Origin of the sequence: Streptomyces resistomycificus, from assembly GCF_001514265.1 — a bacterium.
Classification (GTDB): Bacteria; Actinomycetota; Actinomycetes; order Streptomycetales; family Streptomycetaceae; genus Streptomyces; species Streptomyces resistomycificus.
This window is the reverse complement of the sequence record NZ_KQ948992.1, coordinates 280477-297563: the sequence shown is the minus strand read 5'-3', so window position 1 is coordinate 297563 and position 17087 is coordinate 280477. Positions and strand designations below refer to the sequence as shown.

17 protein-coding genes are annotated in these 17087 nt (G+C 71.7%); 9 read left to right on the top strand and 8 right to left on the bottom strand.

Translation table 11 applies throughout. From position 1 onward, the window contains the following. Positions 1-9: 9 nt before the first annotated feature. A complete protein-coding gene (locus AQJ84_RS19595; RefSeq protein ID WP_157874947.1) occupies positions 10-750 on the bottom strand; it encodes a VOC family protein in 741 nt (246 codons plus the stop codon). Between the two features lie 134 nt (positions 751-884). Between AQJ84_RS19595 and AQJ84_RS19590 the strand changes: the two genes are divergently transcribed. Further along, positions 885-1520, top strand: coding sequence for a TetR family transcriptional regulator (locus tag AQJ84_RS19590; protein WP_030042446.1), 636 nt, complete (start codon positions 885-887; stop codon positions 1518-1520). Between the two features lie 37 nt (positions 1521-1557). Here the strand turns inward: AQJ84_RS19590 and AQJ84_RS19585 are convergent, their stop codons facing one another. After that, positions 1558-2049: an Lrp/AsnC family transcriptional regulator gene (locus AQJ84_RS19585; RefSeq protein ID WP_030042447.1), complete on the bottom strand. Its 492-nt coding sequence runs from the start codon at positions 2047-2049 to the stop codon at positions 1558-1560. A gap of 82 nt (positions 2050-2131) precedes the next feature. On the opposite strand from AQJ84_RS19585, the gene AQJ84_RS19580 reads away from it, so the two are divergent. Then, on the top strand, positions 2132-2791 hold the full coding sequence (locus AQJ84_RS19580; protein WP_030042448.1) for a LysE family translocator: 660 nt from the start codon (positions 2132-2134) through the stop codon (positions 2789-2791). Between the two features lie 32 nt (positions 2792-2823). Here AQJ84_RS19580 and AQJ84_RS19575 read toward each other — a convergent pair whose 3' ends face one another. Next, entirely contained in the window at positions 2824-3294 is a 471-nt protein-coding gene (locus AQJ84_RS19575) for a nitroreductase family deazaflavin-dependent oxidoreductase (RefSeq protein ID WP_030042449.1), read from the bottom strand. After that, a complete protein-coding gene (locus tag AQJ84_RS19570; protein ID WP_030042450.1) occupies positions 3291-4475 on the bottom strand; it encodes an acyl-CoA dehydrogenase family protein in 1185 nt (394 codons plus the stop codon). The genes AQJ84_RS19575 and AQJ84_RS19570 overlap by 4 nt, the downstream gene beginning before the upstream one ends. Positions 4476-4703: 228 nt before the next feature. Between AQJ84_RS19570 and AQJ84_RS19565 the strand changes: the two genes are divergently transcribed. The 3 genes from AQJ84_RS19565 to AQJ84_RS19555 all read left to right on the top strand — a co-directional run bounded on the left by AQJ84_RS19565 (position 4704) and on the right by AQJ84_RS19555 (position 7269). After that, positions 4704-5882 carry a thiolase C-terminal domain-containing protein gene (locus AQJ84_RS19565; RefSeq protein ID WP_030042451.1) on the top strand — a complete coding sequence of 393 codons (1179 nt, stop codon included), beginning with the start codon at positions 4704-4706 and terminating at the stop codon, positions 5880-5882. Positions 5883-6042: 160 nt separating this feature from the next. Further along, positions 6043-6468, top strand: coding sequence for a pyridoxamine 5'-phosphate oxidase family protein (locus AQJ84_RS19560; protein ID WP_030042452.1), 426 nt, complete (start codon positions 6043-6045; stop codon positions 6466-6468). A gap of 135 nt (positions 6469-6603) precedes the next feature. Next, positions 6604-7269: a pyridoxine/pyridoxamine 5'-phosphate oxidase gene (locus AQJ84_RS19555; protein WP_053191110.1), complete on the top strand. Its 666-nt coding sequence runs from the start codon at positions 6604-6606 to the stop codon at positions 7267-7269. A 222-nt stretch (positions 7270-7491) separates the two neighbouring features. On the opposite strand, the gene AQJ84_RS19550 is transcribed toward AQJ84_RS19555, so the two are convergent. Further along, positions 7492-7797, bottom strand: coding sequence for a DUF1330 domain-containing protein (locus tag AQJ84_RS19550; RefSeq protein WP_030042454.1), 306 nt, complete (start codon positions 7795-7797; stop codon positions 7492-7494). A 188-nt stretch (positions 7798-7985) separates the two neighbouring features. Between AQJ84_RS19550 and AQJ84_RS19545 the strand changes: the two genes are divergently transcribed. Continuing rightward, positions 7986-8888, top strand: a complete 903-nt coding sequence (locus tag AQJ84_RS19545) for a LysR family transcriptional regulator (protein ID WP_030042455.1) — start codon at positions 7986-7988, stop codon at positions 8886-8888. Between the two features lie 535 nt (positions 8889-9423). On the opposite strand, the gene AQJ84_RS19540 is transcribed toward AQJ84_RS19545, so the two are convergent. The 3 genes from AQJ84_RS19540 to AQJ84_RS19530 are packed head-to-tail and all read right to left on the bottom strand — an operon-like array spanning position 9424 to position 10915. Continuing rightward, positions 9424-10020, bottom strand: coding sequence for a GNAT family N-acetyltransferase (locus tag AQJ84_RS19540; RefSeq protein WP_030042456.1), 597 nt, complete (start codon positions 10018-10020; stop codon positions 9424-9426). 56 nt (positions 10021-10076) lie between these two features. Continuing rightward, entirely contained in the window at positions 10077-10469 is a 393-nt protein-coding gene (locus tag AQJ84_RS19535; RefSeq protein WP_030042457.1) for a Zn-ribbon domain-containing OB-fold protein, read from the bottom strand. Next, entirely contained in the window at positions 10466-10915 is a 450-nt protein-coding gene (locus tag AQJ84_RS19530; protein ID WP_030042458.1) for a hypothetical protein, read from the bottom strand. The genes AQJ84_RS19535 and AQJ84_RS19530 overlap by 4 nt, the downstream gene beginning before the upstream one ends. 313 nt (positions 10916-11228) lie before the next feature. On the opposite strand from AQJ84_RS19530, the gene AQJ84_RS19525 reads away from it, so the two are divergent. The 3 genes from AQJ84_RS19525 to AQJ84_RS19515 all read left to right on the top strand — a co-directional run bounded on the left by AQJ84_RS19525 (position 11229) and on the right by AQJ84_RS19515 (position 17081). Continuing rightward, the gene (locus AQJ84_RS19525; RefSeq protein ID WP_051870092.1) at positions 11229-12815 is read left to right on the top strand and encodes a subtype B tannase; all 1587 of its coding nucleotides are present in this window, start codon (positions 11229-11231) and stop codon (positions 12813-12815) included. Positions 12816-13451: 636 nt separating this feature from the next. After that, positions 13452-14678 (top strand): flavin-containing monooxygenase, encoded by a 1227-nt coding sequence (locus AQJ84_RS19520; RefSeq protein WP_030042460.1) that lies wholly within the window; start codon positions 13452-13454, stop codon positions 14676-14678. Positions 14679-14855: 177 nt separating this feature from the next. Further along, positions 14856-17081 carry an acetate--CoA ligase family protein gene (locus AQJ84_RS19515; protein ID WP_030042461.1) on the top strand — a complete coding sequence of 742 codons (2226 nt, stop codon included), beginning with the start codon at positions 14856-14858 and terminating at the stop codon, positions 17079-17081. The last annotated feature ends 6 nt before the right edge of the window (positions 17082-17087 follow it).

Genomic DNA, 17087 nt, shown 5'->3' with positions numbered 1-17087 from the left:
AAGCAGGATTCACCCTCGCTCCAGCAGTGCGAACGACGCTCCCTGATTGTCGGTGACGATGGCCACCCGTCCGTACGAGGTCTCGAAGGGGGGCGCCTGGACCCGTCCGCCGAGGCGGTTCACCGTCCCGAGCGCGGCCGCGCAGTCCGCCACCGCGAAGTGGACGAGGAAGTGCGGCGGCATCTCGGCGGGGAAGACGTCGGAGACCGGGGCGCGGCCGAAGTCGGGCCGGGCGCCGGAACCGAAGAGGGCCTCGTGGAAGAGTCCGCCGTAGAAGGTGTTGGCGGCCTCGGTGTCGCGGGCGTACAGCTCGGCCCAGGCGAAGGTGCCTGGCTCGTGCCGGGTGCCGAAGCCGGTGTGCGTGCCGGGCTCCCAGAGGCCGAAGACTGCGCCCTCGGGGTCGGTGACCAGGGCGGCGGTGCCGAGGTCGCCGACCGGCAGTGGGGCGGTGACGACCTGCCCGCCGGCCGCCCAGACCCGGTCGGCGAGCCCCTCGACGTCCGGGGTGGCGAAGTAGACGGTCCAGACGGTGGGCAGCCGGCCGTCCGCCTTGCGGGCGAGGGCGGCGACGGGCTCGCCCTCGAGGCGGGCCCACACCGAGCCGCCGTGCGACTCCTCGAAGGTCCACCCGAAGAGCTCACCGTAGAAACGCCTGCCCGCCTCGACGTCGGGAAGCTGCGCGTCCACCCAGCAGGGGACGCCCTCTCCGTAGACGTCCTCTGCGTACCCGGATGCCCTGTTTTCGGCCATGCCGCCAAAGTAACGGCGTCTCCCGCACCCCGCAGACCAGGCACACCCGCCCCCGCACACCCGCGCACCCCATTTGCAGTCGGCCGAATCGCGCTCCGATCACCCCTCGGTAAGCTGACGGCATGACAGGACAAGTGCGTACCGTCGACGGCCGGGTGGCCGGCCGGCGTGGGCAGGCGACCCGGCAGAAGCTGCTCGACTGCCTCAGCGAGATGCTCAGCTCCTCCCCTTACCGGGACGTCAAAGTCATCGATGTCGCCCGGAAGGCGGGGACTTCACCCGCGACCTTCTACCAGTACTTCCCGGACGTCGAAGGCGCCGTCCTGGAGATCGCGGAGCAAATGGCCGCCGAGGGCGCCGAGTTGACCGATCTGGTCGCCGGACGCTCCTGGGTCGGCAAGGCGGGCTGGCAGACCTCACAGGAACTCGTCGACGGCTTCCTGGAGTTCTGGCGCCGCAACGACGCGATCCTCCGGGTCGTCGACCTCGGGGCCGCCGAGGGCGACAAGCGGTTCTACAAGCTCCGTATGAAGATCCTGAACTCCGTGAACAACTCCCTCTCGGACGCGGTCGCCGAACTGCAGTCCAAGGGCCGGGTCGACAAGGACGTGAACCCCGCGGCCGTGGCGGGTTCGATCGTCGCGATGCTCGCGGCCGTCGCCTCGCATCAGAAGGGCTTCCAGACGTGGGGCGTCAAGCAGGCCGAACTCAAGCCGAACCTGGCGCTACTGGTGCACCTGGGCGTGACCGGCAAGAAGCCGACGAAGTAGGCCCGTCGAGCGATCGTTTCCCAGACCCCGAGTCCTGTCACGCGGGCGGCAGTCCACCGGACTGCCGCCCGCCGCGCTGTGCCGGCAGGGGCCGGTCCCTGACCACGTGCTTCATCACCAGCGTGGACGTCAGCCGCTGCACGCCCGGCAGGGTGGCGAGGCGCTCGTCGTAGAGCCGCTGGTAGGCGGCGAGGTCGGCGGCGACGACCCGCAGCAGGTAGTCGGGCTCCCCGAACAGCCGCTGCGCCTCCAGCACCTCCTCCACCTCGCCGAGCGCCCGCTCGAACCCGACGACCGTGTCCCGGTCCTCCTGCCGCATCGAGACGAAGACCAGCGCCTCGAAGGTCAGCCCGACGGCCGTCGGGTCCACGACGGCCCGGTAGCCGCTGATCGCCCCCGACCGCTCCAGCTCACGCAGTCGCCGGTGGCACGGCGAGACGCTCAGCCGCACCCGTGCGGCCAGCTCGGTCACGGTCAGCCGCCCGTCCTGCTGCAGCTCGGCAAGAATCTTCCGGTCCACGTCGTCCATGGGAGAGATTCTCCTCCCAAAGCACGGATCATGGGCAAACTTCGACAACACTTTCGACCCCATTGCGCCTAATGTCCCCACCATGCACTCGGGAACCCTCATCTCCTTCCTCGCCGTCGACCTGCTGCTGGTGTGCGTGCCGGGCGCGGACTGGGCGTACGCGATCTCGGCGGGCCTGAGGGACCGGTCTCCGGTGGTGGCGGTGGCCGGACTCGTCTCCGGTTACGCCCTGCACACGGTGCTGGCGGTGGCCGGTCTCGCGGTCCTGGTGGCGCGCTCGCCCGGCCTGCTCACCGCGCTGACGGCCGCCGGCGCCGCCTACCTGGTGTGGCTGGGGTGGGGGTTGCTGCGCAGGCCCGGCACCCCGGACACAGGGGCGCCGACGGGGTCGGCGGAGTCTGCGGAGTCGGCGGGAGAGCCCGTGACCCCGTCTCCCGCCCGCGTCTTCCTGCGCGGCGCCACGATCAGCGGCCTGAACCCCAAGGGCCTGCTGCTCTACCTGTCGGTCCTGCCGCAGTTCCTGGTCACCGGGGGTGGGCACCTGCCTGTGGCCGCGCAGACCGCCGTATTCGGACTGCTCCACATGGCGTGCTGCGCCGCCGTCTACCTGACGGTCGGCCTCGCGGCCCGCGCGGTCCTCGGCGCCCGCCCGGCCGCCGCGCGGGCGGTCACCCGGACGTCGGGGGCGGCCATGCTGGGCATCGGGACGCTGCTGTTGGTCCAGCGACTGGCGACGCTCTGACCGTCACCTCCGCACCACCCACGGCCCCGCCGTCACCTCCGCACGATCCTGAAGAGGCGTATCTCGCGGTCCACCCGTGCCTGGTACGTCGCGTACGGCGGCCAGAAGGTCAGCACCGCCTTCCAGGCGGCCGCCCGTTCCTCGCCTTGCAGCAGCCGGGCCGTGACGGGGATGTCCCGGCCCTTCCAGCTGACCGAGGCGTCCGGGTGGGCCAGGAGGTTGGCGGTCCAGGCGGGATGCCCCGGGCGGCCGAAGTTGGAGCCGACGAGGAGCCAGCTGCGGCCGCCCTCCTCGGGCATACAGGCCAGCGGTGCCCGGCGGGGCAGGCCGCTGCGCGCCCCGGTGGAGGTCAGGATCACCCCGGGCAGCAGCTGTGCGCTGAGCAGGAACCGCCCGCGGGTGAGCCGGTGGACGGCCCGGTCGAGCGCGGGGATCACATGGGGCGCGACCTTGGCGAAACCCCGCGTCGACGACACCTTCTGCACGATCCGTTCGCCGATCACACCGTCACCTCCTGCCCCTGGAAGAGCCGAGCCGCGTCGGCGGCGTGCGCCCGCAGCCGGTGCACCGGCCCGAACAGCAGCTCGTCCCCGGCGGCCCGCTTGAAGTACAGGTGAGCCTCGTGCTCCCAGGTGAAACCGATGCCGCCGTGCAGCTGGATCCCCTCGGCGGACGCGCGGCGCAGGGCTTCGAGGGCCTGCGCGAGGGCCAGCCGTCCGACCCGCTCCCCGTTCGCCGCGGCCCACGCCGCGTAGTAGGCCGCCGAGCGGGCCGCCTGCACCTGTACGTAGACGTCGGCCAGCCGGTGCTTCACCGCCTGGAAGGACCCGATCGGCCGCCCGAACTGCTCGCGCTGCCGCACGTACTCGACGGTCAGCTTCAGTACCTGGTCGGCGGCCCCGACGGCCTCGCCCGCCAGGACGGTGGCGGCCGCGTCACCGAGAGCGGTGAGCGCGGTGCGTACGTCCGTCTCCTCGTCGCCCAGCAACTCCGCTGCCACCTCCCTCAGTTGGACACGCGCCTGCGGCCGGGTCGCGTCGAGGGCGGTCTGCCGGGCCCGCACGAGTCCGGCCGCGTCCCCGCGCACCAGGAAGAGCAGCGTCCGCGAGCGGGCGAACCCGCCCGCGTGGGCGGCGACCAGCAGCAGCCCGGCACTGTGCCCGTCGAGCACCTGGTCGGCCTGCCCGTACAGCCGCCAGCCCTCCCCCGCCCGCCTGGCCTGCACGCCCCCGGCCCGGCCGCCGCCCGCCCAGCCGCCGTCGTTGTCACCGGTGAGGGCGAGGGCGGTGGAGAGGTGGGTGCCGGGTACGGCGAGGGTGGCGGTCAGGGAGCCGGCGGCGATGCCCGGGAGCAGCCCGGCCCGCTGGGCGTCCGTGCCGAGGGCGAGCAGCAGCGGGGCGGCGAGGGCCGCGGTGGCGAACAGGGGCGTGGGGGCCAGGCGGCGGCCGGTCTCCTCGAAGGCCAGGGCGAGTTCGGTCACCGAGCAGCCGACACCGCCGTAGGCCTCGGGGAGGGCGATGCCGGGCAGCCCGAGGTGTTCGGCGAGGGCGGACCACAGGGTGGGGTCGTGTCCGGCCGGGGTGTCGACGGCGGCGCGCACGTCGGCGGGCCCACAGCGTTTGCGGAGCAGCTCGCGCAGGGTGCGGCGGATCTCGTCCTGCTCAGCGGTGAAGCCGGCGTCCATGGGACCTCCTCTGAGCCGTCCGCATGATCTGACGGGCCGTCATATTAGGGCGGGCGGCGCGGGATGCCCAGCCCCGTGACAGCTCTCACGGCAGCTGTCGCGACAGCACTCGCGAAAGCACTCGTGGCAGCTCTCGCGACATGACGTCGGCCACGGCTCTCGCGGCATGACGTCGGCCACCTCGTGACACCTGCCGCACACCGCCGTATCTGATGTACCGTCAGATCCATGAGGACCGGCTCCCGGAAAGTCGCGATCGTCGGCGTCTCCCTCTCCGACTGCGGCCGCGTGGACGACGCGACCGCCTACGCCCTGCACGCCCAGGCCGCCCGCCGCGCCCTGACCGACGCGGGCCTGGAACGCTCGCTGGTCGACGGCTTCGCCTCGGCGGGCACCGGCACCCTCGCGCCTATCGAGGTCGCCGAGTACCTGGGCCTGCGTCCCACCTGGGTCGACTCGACGTCGGTGGGCGGTTCCACCTGGGAGGTCATGGCCGCACACGCGGCGGACGCGATCGCCGCCGGCCACGCGAACGCGGTGCTGCTGGCCTACGGCTCGACGGCCCGCGCGGACGTCAAGTCGGGCCGCCGCACGGGGAACCTGTCGTTCGGCTCCCGGGGACCGCTCCAGTTCGAGGTGCCGTACGGCCACACACTGATCGCCAAGTACGCCATGGCGGCCCGCCGCCACATGCTCGAACACGGCACGACGATCGAGCAGTTGGCGGAGGTGGCGGTGCAGGCGCGGGCCAACGCCGCCCTGAACCCCGAGGCGATGTTCCGCGACCCGGTCACGGTCGACGACGTACTGTCCGGCCCGATGATCGCGGACCCCTTCACCAAGCTGCACTGCTGCCTGCGGTCCGACGGCGGGGCGGCGGTCCTGCTCGCCGCCGAGGACTACGTGACGGACTGCCGTACGGCACCGGTGTGGATCCTCGGCACCGGGGAGCACGTCTCCCACTCCGCGATGTCCGAGTGGGCCGACTTCACGGTGTCCCCGGCGGCGGTCAGCGGACGGCTCGCCTTCGAACGGGCGGGCGTCGGACCCGGGGAGATCGACTTCGCGGAGATCTACGACGCGTTCACGTACATGACGCTGGTGACCCTGGAGGACCTCGGCTTCTGCGGGAAGGGCGAGGGCGGGGCGTTCGTGGAGAAGGGCCGGCTGCGGGTCGAGGGCGGCGAACTGCCCGTGAACACGGACGGGGGCGGGCTGTCGGCCCAGCATCCCGGCATGCGGGGACTGTTCCTGCTGGTGGAGGCGGTACGGCAGCTGCGCGGGGAGGCGGAGGGCCGCCAGGTCCGCAAGGACGGGGGGCGGCTGCCGGAACTGGCGGTGGCCTCGGGGACGGGCGGCTGGTTCTGCTCGTCGGGGACGGTGGTGCTGGGGCGAACTCGTCCGTAGGCGGGGCCTGTTGCGATGCCTTTAGCCGACCGCCGAGATCGTCTGACGTGGCCGGCTCAGGCACCCCACGCCGGTCCGGGCGGGGCGGGAACAGGCAGCCCCCGACGGGTGTTGGGGCGTGACAGAGGACGATGATGCCCGAGCCGCCGGAGGAGTCCGCATGGCCCTGACCCGCGAAGAACGAGCACAGTTCCTGGCCGAGCCGCACGTGGCCGCACTCGCGATCGACGCGGGGGCGGGGCGCGCTCCGCTGACCGTGCCGATCTGGTACCAGTACGAGTCCGACGGCACGGTGTGGATCATGACGGGACTGCACACCCGTAAGAACGAGCTGATCAGCGCGGCGGGCCGGTTCACCTTGATGGTCGACCGGCTGGAACCCACCATCCGGTACGTGTCCGTCGAGGGGCCGGTCGTCGACACCGTGCCCGCCACCCTGGAACAGCTCCGGGAGATCTCCGCGCGCTACCTCCCGGCCGACAAGGTGGACGGATACGTGGCCACGGCCTGGAAGGAGCACGGCGAACAGGTCGTCATCCGGATGCGACCCGAACGCTGGCTGTCCTCGGACCTCGGTACGGTCTGAGGCGCCGGACAGCGTGAGGATGGCGAGCACGCTCGTCCACGGCCCCTCGCTGCATGCTCGACCAGCACGTGACCATCGGGGCGACGTCTTCGGGCCCCGCACGATCCGAAGCGCCGGAGGCGTGACAATCGGAGCATGGGAACCGATCTTCACGAGCTGCTGAGGTCACTGCGGGTGTGGGACCCGGAGGTCACCGCGCTGCCTGCCTTCGACCCGGCCGACGCCCCCGCCGAGCCACTGCCCCTCTTCACCACCTGGTTCGCCGAGGCCGTCGCGGCCGGCCAGACCGAGCCGCACACGATGTCCCTCGCGACGTCGGACGCGGAGGGCCGGCCGGACGTACGGACCGTGATGCTGCACGGCGCCGACGCGGACGGCTGGTCCTTCGCGACCCACGTGACCAGCCGGAAGGGCGAGCAGCTGACCGCCCGCCCGTACGCCGCCCTCGGTTTCTACTGGCCGGTCCTGGGCCGTCAGGTGCGCGTCCGGGGCCCGGTCACGGCCGCCCCCTCCGCGGACGGCCAGGCGGACCTGCACGCCCGCTCCACGGGGGCGCTGGCTGCCGCCCTCACCGGACGCCAGAGCGAAGTCCTCGTGTCGCTCGACGAGTTGGCGAAGGTGTCGCAGACCGCGTGGGAGCGGGCGCAGCGCGAGCCAGACTCCCCGGTGCCCACCTGGACGCTGTACCACCTGCGCCCGCTGGAGGTGGAGTTCTTCCAGGGCGACGGCCGCCGCCAGCACGTGCGGCTGCTGTACCGGCGCGCGGAGGACACGTGGACGACGCAGCTGCTCTGGCCGTAAGGGCCCTGACCGGCTTGACGGCCGGAACGGGCTCGACCACCGGGACGGGCTCACGGGCCGGAACAGGCTCGACCACCAGTACGGGCTTTACGGCTACCGGCATTCACTCGCAGTGCATCGGCCTTCAGGCCGGTGGTGCAGCGCATCTGATGGTGGCGACGCTGGTTACAGCGGCGACTTCGGGAGTCGTTTCGCGGTGACTGTGGTGGCTGGGCCCGCCGGTCAGTCGATGCCTTCGATGATGCGGAAGTCGCGCTCGACGCCGTCGGGGAGAGCCACCAGCGCCTTCTGGTATGCCTCGCTCTCGTATGCCGCGACGGCCTGTTCAAAGCTGTCGAACTCGATCAGAACGACGCGTTGCGTGATTCCGGCCTCGTGGGCGACGACTCGACCGCCACGGGACGGGATCCGGGACAGGGTGCGCCCGCCCCCAGCCTGGACAGCCGGACCGGCCAGCTTGTCGTAGGCAGTCAGCCTCTCGGGGTCGGAATTGGCGGGGTAGACACTGACCCAGTAGCCCTTAGCCATGGAATCCTCCTGTGTTGGGCCGGACACGTCCGACTTCGAATTGACACTCAGATCGATCGATCCCGGCGACGGGTACTGCGGTCAGTTGAATCGCCATAGGCGCAGGTTAGGGCTTGATGTGCGGTCGAGGGAAAGACCGGTACGGGCTAGGCTCAGAATGGATCGTTATCAATCGGCAGGGAGGGCACGTGGCGCCGGATACGGTGAGCCTGCGGTACTTCCTGGTGCTGGCGCAGGAGTTGAACTTCACCCGCGCGGCCGCACGGATCGGCATCGCGCAGCCCGCACTCAGCGCCCGGATGCGCCGATTGGAGGCGGAACTCGGTACGGCTCTGCTGGTCCGCACCACGCGTAGCGTCGTATTGACCACGGCCGGCGCGGCTTTGGCGGAGTCCGCGCCGCCCGCACTGGCGGCGCTGGACCGGGCATGGGACACCGCCCGGAGCGCGGCGGTCGGTGAACTGGGCACGCTGCGCATCGGATACAGCCTCAGTACCGGGGCCGAGACGGCACCTGCCCTGGTGGACAGGCTGATTCGCGGCAACAGCGGACTCGAGGTCGGCGCGGTCCCGATGGCGACACCGGAGATCTCCCCCGCGGTCGCCGACGGCCGCATCGATGCCGGTATCACCCGCGGTGAACAGCCGGGCCGTGGCGTGCGCCGGTTCCTGCTGCGGCGTGCGCGCATCGGGGTCCAGCTGGCGCAGCACCATCCGCTGGCCGAACACCCGGAGATCGAGATCGCCGACGCGGCCGCGTATCCGCTGCGACTCCCGGACCGTGCGGCCAACCCCGTGATCCACGATCAGCTGTCCGCACTGTTCCGAGACACCCGACCACACCCCCGGTTCCACACGCCCGCAGTCTCCTTCGACATGTCTCAGCGCGACCTGCGCGACGGGGTCACCCTCGCCCCGGCCGGAGAAGCCGCGGTCACGGCACAACCGGCCGGTCTCACCTGGCGACCGCTGCGGGGCGGGCCCAGCCTGACGATCCACCTGGTCCTCCCACGCGAGCAGTCGCCGTTGCACCGCCGCGTCCGTGCCGTCGCCAAAACCCTGGCGCACGAGCTGCACTGGCTGCCGGACTGACGCGCAAGAAGTCAAGCGAGACGGACGCCTGCGGTGGCGAGGCCGAAGACCTCGCGCCCGGCGGACTTCGCGGTGATGACGACGGCGGTCTCGCTGAATGTCCGACACGACCTCGCTACGCCGGCGGATCAGCATCCGATGATGGCCCCGGGGCCGGTCCGAGTCGTACACCGCGGCGACGTCCTCGCCCAGCCCGAGATCTCGGCGGATACCGCGCCTCGCCGACGCCGAACCGGACAAGCACGGGTGCCCGGCGGGAACGCCCGCCGTCAACGACGTCCATGACGTCGGTCAATACTTGGCGCCAACCACTGTTCCATTGCTCCCCGAGGCCGTGTTCGAGACGGGCGATCCGCGTGCTGAGTTCCGCGACATCGGCGGGTGCGGGTTCGAAGGGGGGCTCAGCGTGCTCTCGATGAGCAGGCGGTCTCGATCCATGCCGAGCAGGCTGCCCCGGCGGAACCCACCACTCGCACGCGCATGCGACGCCAAGAGACGCTGACACAGCCACGACGCGGAGCGTTGCGGATTCAGGTCAAAGCTCCGGGGCCGGATCCGTGGCCAGGCGCGCGTGCAGGTGCAGGTCCCTGAAGGCGTCCTGCCGGCCTGCCTCGAACATCGCGCCGCGCAGTGTCCCCTCGTACCGGAACCCGCAGCGCTCGGCGACCCGGCAGGAGGCGTCGTGGCCGAGGGCGTGGCCGAGTTCCAGTCGGTACAGGCCGAGGTCGGTGAAGGCCCAGTGGGAGGCGAGGGCGAGGGCACGGGTGGCGACACGGCGGCCCCGGGCCTCGGGCAGGACCCAGTAGCCGACGCGGGCCAGGCGCATGGTGTGGTCGATGTCCTGGACGCCGATGTGCCCCAGCGTCGTACCGCTGTCGGCGTCGGCCACCCGGTACGACGCCGCCGACCCGTCCAGGGCCCGCACGGCCTTGCCGCGCAGCGACTCGCGGGCGCCCGCCAGGTCGGTGACCGGCCTGAGCGGGGTGTTCCAACGCCGGAACTCCGGCTCCGTCGTCCCCCGCAGCCAGGTCGCGCAGTCGGCGTCGGAGTCGGGATCCCAGGGGCACAGGCGTATGCCGTGGGCGTGGAGGTCGGGGAAGGGGCGGGAGGGGTACTGGTCGACGTGGCTCATCGGGCCATTGAATCTCTTCGGTCAGCGCCTCCGAAGGCGGCCCCACCGCCCCCGCCTCACCCACCCGGCCGGAACACCGGCACCCCGTCGGCGAAGGTGACCTCCAGTGGCATCCCGGCCCGCAGCCGATCAGGCGCGCACTCCACGACCTGCGTCATCATCCGCGGGCCCTCGGCGAGGTCGACGACCGCGGCGACGTAGGGGGTGCGCTCGGCGAAGGGCGGCAGGTCGTTGCGGTGGACGACGGACCAGGTGTAGAGCGTGGCCCGGCCGCTCGCCGGCTCCCAGTCGACGTCCTCGCTCCAGCAGTGCGGGCAGAACTCGCGCGGGTAGTGGTGGGGTCGCCCGCACTCCCCGCAGCGCCGGAGCAGCAGCCGCCCCCGCGCCGCCGCGTCCCAGTACGTCCGGGTGAAGCCGTCCGCCTCGGGGAGGTCGAAGCGCGCGCTCACCCGAAGAGCCCCAGCGCGCTGTCCAGCGACCAGGTCTGCCAGGACATCCCGAACAGGGCCACCACCGAGATCAGCGCCATCATCGAGTTCTGCCCCTGCTCGGCCCAGTCGTGGATCATCAGCACCAGGTAGAGCAGGTTGAGCAGCAACCCGCCGACCAGGGCGACCGGCGTCAGGGCGCCGAGGATCAACCCGAGGCCGAGCGCGAGCTCCGCGTACACGACGACGTACGCCATGGTCTTCGGATACGGCGTGACGACGACGCCGAAGCCGCCGCGCACCGCGTTCCACCGGTGCTTGGCCGCCACGTCCGCGGCCCAGGCGATCCCCGCCCCCTCGAACCAGGCCTTCTTGTCCTTGTGCCGCCAGCTCTCCAGCCACCACAGCCCGAGCCCGATACGCAACACGGCCAACCACTGCGCACCGGTGAGCCAGATCGTGTCCATGGACGCTCCTGCCGACGCCGAAGCCATATCTGACGGTACGTCAGTTCAGCGGACGGGCGGGACTTCCGCAAGACACCGGGAGGGGTGATTCCGACGTCAAACCTTTGCGTTCCATAAGAGGATGGCTAGCTAATCCCTGTGCACTCCCCATGAAACTGTGCGTCCCCCGTGAATGTGGCTGGATTGTTGGCGATTCCGTCAGCACGCGATTACGTTCGCTTCCGCAAGGCCGAAACCGGCACCTGCCTGGCAGGCACGGCACGAGAGAGGCACCACGGTGAAGCACAGGGCAGTGAAGCGCAGGAGCGTCGTCTTGGGGATCGGGGCGACCGCGGGCGTCGCGGCAGTCGGCGGCATCGCCCTCTCCGCCCAGGCGTCGGACGACAAGACCGACTCGACGGCGTCGTCCTCCGGCTCCGGCTCCCTCGTCTTCGACAAGGACGCCTACAGCGAGCTGACCACGACGATCACCGACACGGACGGCACCGAGCACTCGGTGACGTACCACTTCTGGAAGGCGATCACCTACGTCGCCAAGCCGGTCGACGAGACCTACCAGAGCCTGATCGTCAGCGCCCCCGTCAAGATCGACGGCAAGGCGGTGGACGCCACCGACGCGCCCATCCTGCTCGCCAACTCCGTCGGCGGCTACATGCCCTCCTCCGTCGCGGACGCCACCAAGGTCGGCGGCGGCGGCTCGGCCATGGGCGGTGGCGGTGGCGGCGCGCCCAGCGGCGCGCCCAGCGGCGCGGCCTCCAACGCGAACGGCAACACCAACGCCACGGGCGGCGCCACGTCCAGCAACCAACTCCTCGCCCTGGCCGCCGGTTACGTAGTCATCGAGCCCGGCGCCCGCGGCCGTACCCTCAAGAACTCCGCCGGCGAGTACTACGGCACCGCCCCGGCCGCGATCGTCGACCTCAAGGCGGCGGTGCGCTACATCAGGTCCAACAAGGGCCGCATCCCCGGCAACGTCGAGCGGATCGTCTCCGCGGGCACCAGCGCCGGCGGTGCCCTGTCCGCCCTGTTGGGCGCCTCCGGCGACAGCAGGATCTACGACAAGTACCTCAAGGAACTCGGCGCCGCCGACGCCTCCGACGCGATCTTCGCGACCGGCGCCTGGTGCCCGATCACCGACCTGGAGCACGCCGACGGCGCCTACGAGTGGAACTGGGGCGCCAACAAGCTCAGCACCGGCAAGCAGGTCGACCAGACCGTCTCCAAGGTCCTGCAGGCGCAGTTCGCCGAGTACCAGGCCTCCCTGAAACTGCGCGGCCTGAACGGCTTCGGCACGCTCACGGCCCGCAACTACGACGAGTACCTGGTCAAGCAGTACCTGGAGCCCTCGGCGACCACGTACCTGAAGGGCCTGTCGGACTCCGACCGCGCGACCTACCTCGCCGCGAACACCTTCATCACCTGGTCCGGCGGCAAGGCCACTTTCAGCTGGGCCGACTTCCTCACCCACGTGGGCGCCCGCAAGAAGACCGTCCCCGCCTTCGACGCCTTCGACCTGTCGGCGGGCGAGAACAACCTGTTCGGAGCGGGCACGACCCAGAACCGCCACTTCACGGCGTACGGCGCCAAGAACGACACCACGGGGCTCAGCAGCAAGCGCGTCGCGAGCGACATCCCCGAGACGCTGAACCTGATGAACCCGATGTACCACCTGGAGCGCGGGAACCCCGGCCGCTCCAAGCACTGGTGGATCCGTCTCGGCACGGAGGACAGCGACACCTCGCTGACCGTCTCCGCGAACCTCGCCGCCGCCGCGGCGGGCCTCGGCGACGACGTCAACCACCTCTACTACTGGGACCAGGGCCACGGCGCCAACACCGACCCGGGCGACTTCATCACGTGGATCGCGAAGGTGACGGGCCACAAGAACAAGAAGAAGTAACTCCGCCGCCCCGGCGGCCCCTTGCACGCGGTACCGGTCTCCCGTCATGTCTCCGGCCACCGCCCGCCACGGCGCCGGGCCCCTCCGCGAGTCGGGCCCGGCGCCGTCGTCGCGTTGTCAGCCGGGCGGGGACACGGGGTCCCGATGGTCCGGATGGTCCCGGCAGTCCCGGCAGCGGCCGGGGTGGGCCGCGCGGAGGGCCGGTCGCACCCGTCGCAGGTCTGGAAGGGGTGGCGGACCGTCGGCGGCGGCGCCGGTGACCGGAACGGCGGTGGGGGCGGCAGTTGGACGCGCAGACGGTGGGCCAGCAGTGAGGAGGCCCGGCCGGACTCCGCGTCGCGGGCGGGGACTTGTGGGCAGGGCAGGCGATCACCACGGGTGTCGGTCACCTCGATGCGCAGAGTGCGGGCGACGACGTAGATCAGGTGATGCCAACGCGCTGCGAGGTCCACTCCTGCTTGGACGGGAGGACGTATGCGTCCGAGGGCTGATCCCGCCGCTCCCCCACTCCTCCCTCACAACCGGGCGCCCTGCGCCACGGGTCCCGCCCACTCCTCCTACAGCCGTGATCAATCCGCAACCAATTCCCGTCTTGACCGAGACCCATCAACCCGGTGCGTGATTACGCTCGCGAACATGGCCGACTCGACCGCGTCCCCTTCCGCGTCCGCGAACCCCGCGGAGCCGAACCGCGCAGAACCCGCAGACCGCCCCGTGTACGTCATCGGCGGCGGCCCCGGCGGGCTCGCCGCCGCGTACGCGCTGCGCGCCCGGGGACTGCGTGCCGTCGTCCTGGAGAAGTCCGACCGCGTCGGAGCCTCCTGGCGGGGGCACTACGACCGGCTGCACCTGCACACCACCCGCCGTCTGTCGGGACTGCCGGGGCTGCCGATGCCGCGCCGGTTCGGCCGCTGGGTCTCCCGGGACAACGTGGTGCGGTACCTGGAGAAGTACGCCGAGCACCACGAGCTGGAGATCATCACCGGCGTCGAGGTCTCCCGCGTCGACCGCTCCCCCGACGGCACCGGATGGCTGCTGCACGCCACCGGCGGCCGGGAGCTGACCGGCGCCGCGGTGGTCGTCGCCACCGGCCACAACCACACGCCCCGGGTGCCCGACTGGCCGGGCCGCGACTCCTACACCGGCGACCTCCGGCACGCCGCCGAGTACCGCAACCCGGAGGCCTACGCGGGCCGTGACGTCCTCGTCGTCGGGGTCGGCAACACCGGCGCCGAGATCGCCGTCGACCTGGTCGAGGGCGGCGCCTCGCGGGTACGGCTGTCCGTCCGCACCGCCCCGCACATCGTCCGCCGTTCGACAGCCGGCTGGGCCGCCCAGTACACCGGCGTCCTGGTCCGGCACCTGCCGGTGGCCGTCGTCGACCGGCTGGCCAGACCGATGGCCAGACTCAGCGTGCCCGACCTCTCGGCCCACGGTCTGCCCCGCCCCCAAACCGGCCTCTACTCCCGCGTCAACGAGGGTTCCATCCCCGTACAGGACGTGGGCCTGATCGACGCAGTCCGCAAGGGCACCGTGGAGGTCGTGGCCGCCGTCGAGGCGTTCGAGGACGGCAAGGTCGTCCTCGCCGACGGCACCCGTGTCGAGCCGGACGCCGTGATCGCGGCCACCGGTTACACCCGGGCCCTGGAGGACCTCGTCGGCCACCTCGACGTGCTGGACCCCCGCGGCAGGCCGGTCGTGCACGGCGCCCGCTGCCCCGACAACGCCCCCGGCCTGTTCTTCAGCGGCTTCACCAACCCCATCAGCGGGATGTTCCGCGAGCTGGCCATCGACGCGGCGAAGATCGCGAAGGCCGTCGCCAGGGACGGATCACGGCAGACCTCCCGCCTGCCGGTGACGTAGAACTCCCGCCTCCGCTCTCCCCCGCCTGCCTCCGGACTCCCCGACTCCCCCTCCCCACGGTTCCCTCGCCGGTCCGGAGGGCATCCTTTGCGTGCAGGGCCGTTCCTGACAACCCGTCAGTTCTGTAATCTGACAGACCGTCAGTTAATTGGCTGTCACACAGGAGCGGGCGGACCGATGCTTGGATCAACCCACGGCACCCTCACCACCGACTCCCGCCGAGCCCGGGTCATCGCCTGCGGCGAGCAACCCGGACCCGCCGTCCACGGCCGGCCCGCCGAGGTCGACGATCTCGACGTCAGCGGGCGGCCGCTGTACTCCGACGTCCCCGATCTGGACCGCCTCTTCCGCCCTCGGTCCGTGGCGGTGATCGGTGCCTCGGACGCCGAAGGGCGGCCCAACACGGGGGTCACCCGCCAACTGCTCGCCTGGTCCGAGCGCGTCGGGGCCCGCCTGCACCCTGTGCATCCCACCCGCCCGTCCGTCTTCGGCATCCCCTGCTCCCCCTCCGTCGCCGACCTGCCCGAGCAGGTCGACCTCGCCGTGCTGCTGGTCGCCGACCCCCTCCCCGTGATCGAGGAACTCGCCGAGGCCAAGGTGAGGTTCGCGGTCGTCTTCGCCTCCGGGTTCGCGGAGACCGGTGCGGAGGGCGCGATCGCGCAGGCGCGGCTCGCGGCGGCCGTGAACAGGTCCGGGATGCGGATGCTGGGCCCCAACACCAACCTCAACGCCTTCGAGCACTTCCGGGACGACCTGGCCGGTCCGGCGATCGCCCTGATCACCCAGTCCGGTCACCAGGGCCGCCCCGTCTTCGCCCTCCAGGAACTCGGCATCCGGCTCTCCCACTGGGCGCCCACCGGCAACGAGGCCGACCTGGAGACCTCCGACTTCCTCTCCTACTTCGCCGAGCAGCCCGAGGTCGGCGCCATCGCCTGCTACGTCGAGGGGCTGAAGGACGGCCGCTCCTTCCTGCTCGCCGCCGACCGGGCCGCCCGGCGCGGGGTGCCGGTGGTCGCGGTCAAGGTGGGCCGCACCGAGACCGGCGCCCGCACGGCCGCCTCACACACCGGCAAGCTGACCGGCGCGGACGCGGTGGTGGACGCGGCGATGCGGCAGTACGGGGTGATCCGGGTCGACGGCCTCGACGAACTCCAGGACACCGCCGCCCTGCTGGCCCGCGCCCGGCCGCCCCGGGCGGACGGCGTGGTGGTCTATTCGATCTCGGGCGGCACGGGCGCGCACGTCGCCGACCTGGCAACCGAGGCCGGCCTGAGCCTGCCCGAGCTGTCGCAGGCCCGGCAGGCCGAGCTGCACCAGTGGATACCCGAGTACCTCAACGTGGCCAACCCCGTCGACAACGGCGGGCACCCGGTCGGCGACTGGCGCGGCCGGAAGATCATCGACGCGATCCTCGCCGACCCCGAGGTCGGTGTGCTGATCTGCCCGATCACCGGGCCCTTCCCGCCCCTGAGCGACCGGCTCGTCCAGGACCTGGTGGACGCCGCCGAGCGGACCGACAAACTGGTGTGCGTGGTGTGGGGGTCGCCGGTCGGCACCGAACCGGCCTACCGCGAGGTCCTGCTCGGCTCGTCCCGGGTGGCCACCTTCCGCACGGTCGCCAACTGCCTCACCGCGGTCCGCGCCCACCTCGACCACCACCGCTTCGTGACCCGCTACCGCTCTCCTCTCGACTCGGCACCCCGCACCCCTTCGCCCTCCTTCCGCAAGGCGCGCGAGCTGATGCGCCCCGGCCAGCAGCTGAGCGAGCACGCGGCGAAGCAGCTGCTGCGGGCGTACGGGATCCGGGTACCGCGCGAGCAGTTGGTGACCAGCGCGGCGGCGGCCGTGCGGGCGGCCGGCCTGGTGGGCTACCCGGTGGTGATGAAGGCGTCCGGCGCGCGGATCGCCCACAAGACGGAGCTCGGCCTGGTGAAGATCGGGTTGACCTCGGCCAGCCAGGTCCGGGACGCCTACCGGGAGCTGACCGACATCGCCCGCTACGAGGACGTCTCCCTGGACGGCGTCCTCGTCTGCCAGATGGTCGAGCGGGGCGTCGAGATGGTCGTCGGCGTCACCCACGACGAGCTGTTCGGCCCGACGGTGACCGTCGGGCTGGGCGGGGTGCTCGTCGAGGTGCTGCGGGACGTGGCCGTGCGGGTGCCGCCCTTCGGCGAGGAACAGGCGCGGGACATGTGTGCCGAGCTGCGCGGGCGGGCCCTGCTCGACGGGGTCCGGGGGCGCCCCCCGGCGGACCTCGACGCGCTCGTCGAAGTCGTCCTGCGGGTGCAGCGCATGGCCCTCGAACTCGGGGACCATGTCGCGGAGCTCGACATCAACCCGCTGATGGTGCTGCCCAGGGGGCAGGGCGCGGTGGCTCTGGACGCGCTGGTGGTGTGCACCTGAGATGAG

Excerpts from the sequence above, each read along its gene's own strand:
- AQJ84_RS19570 (WP_030042450.1), bottom strand. The coding sequence starts at position 4,475 with ATGGACGCCGGCTTCACCGCTGAGCAGGACGAGATCCGCCGCACCCTG.
- AQJ84_RS19595 (WP_157874947.1), bottom strand. The coding sequence starts at position 750 with ATGGCCGAAAACAGGGCATCCGGGTACGCAGAGGACGTCTACGGAGAG.
- AQJ84_RS19550 (WP_030042454.1), bottom strand. The coding sequence starts at position 7,797 with ATGGCTAAGGGCTACTGGGTCAGTGTCTACCCCGCCAATTCCGACCCC.
- AQJ84_RS19515 (WP_030042461.1), top strand. The coding sequence starts at position 14,856 with ATGCTTGGATCAACCCACGGCACCCTCACCACCGACTCCCGCCGAGCC.
- AQJ84_RS19555 (WP_053191110.1), top strand. The coding sequence starts at position 6,604 with ATGGGAACCGATCTTCACGAGCTGCTGAGGTCACTGCGGGTGTGGGAC.
- AQJ84_RS19560 (WP_030042452.1), top strand. The coding sequence starts at position 6,043 with ATGGCCCTGACCCGCGAAGAACGAGCACAGTTCCTGGCCGAGCCGCAC.
- AQJ84_RS19540 (WP_030042456.1), bottom strand. The coding sequence starts at position 10,020 with ATGAGCCACGTCGACCAGTACCCCTCCCGCCCCTTCCCCGACCTCCAC.
- AQJ84_RS19565 (WP_030042451.1), top strand. The coding sequence starts at position 4,704 with ATGAGGACCGGCTCCCGGAAAGTCGCGATCGTCGGCGTCTCCCTCTCC.
- AQJ84_RS19585 (WP_030042447.1), bottom strand. The coding sequence starts at position 2,049 with ATGGACGACGTGGACCGGAAGATTCTTGCCGAGCTGCAGCAGGACGGG.
- AQJ84_RS19530 (WP_030042458.1), bottom strand. The coding sequence starts at position 10,915 with ATGGACACGATCTGGCTCACCGGTGCGCAGTGGTTGGCCGTGTTGCGT.
- AQJ84_RS19580 (WP_030042448.1), top strand. The coding sequence starts at position 2,132 with ATGCACTCGGGAACCCTCATCTCCTTCCTCGCCGTCGACCTGCTGCTG.
- AQJ84_RS19520 (WP_030042460.1), top strand. The coding sequence starts at position 13,452 with ATGGCCGACTCGACCGCGTCCCCTTCCGCGTCCGCGAACCCCGCGGAG.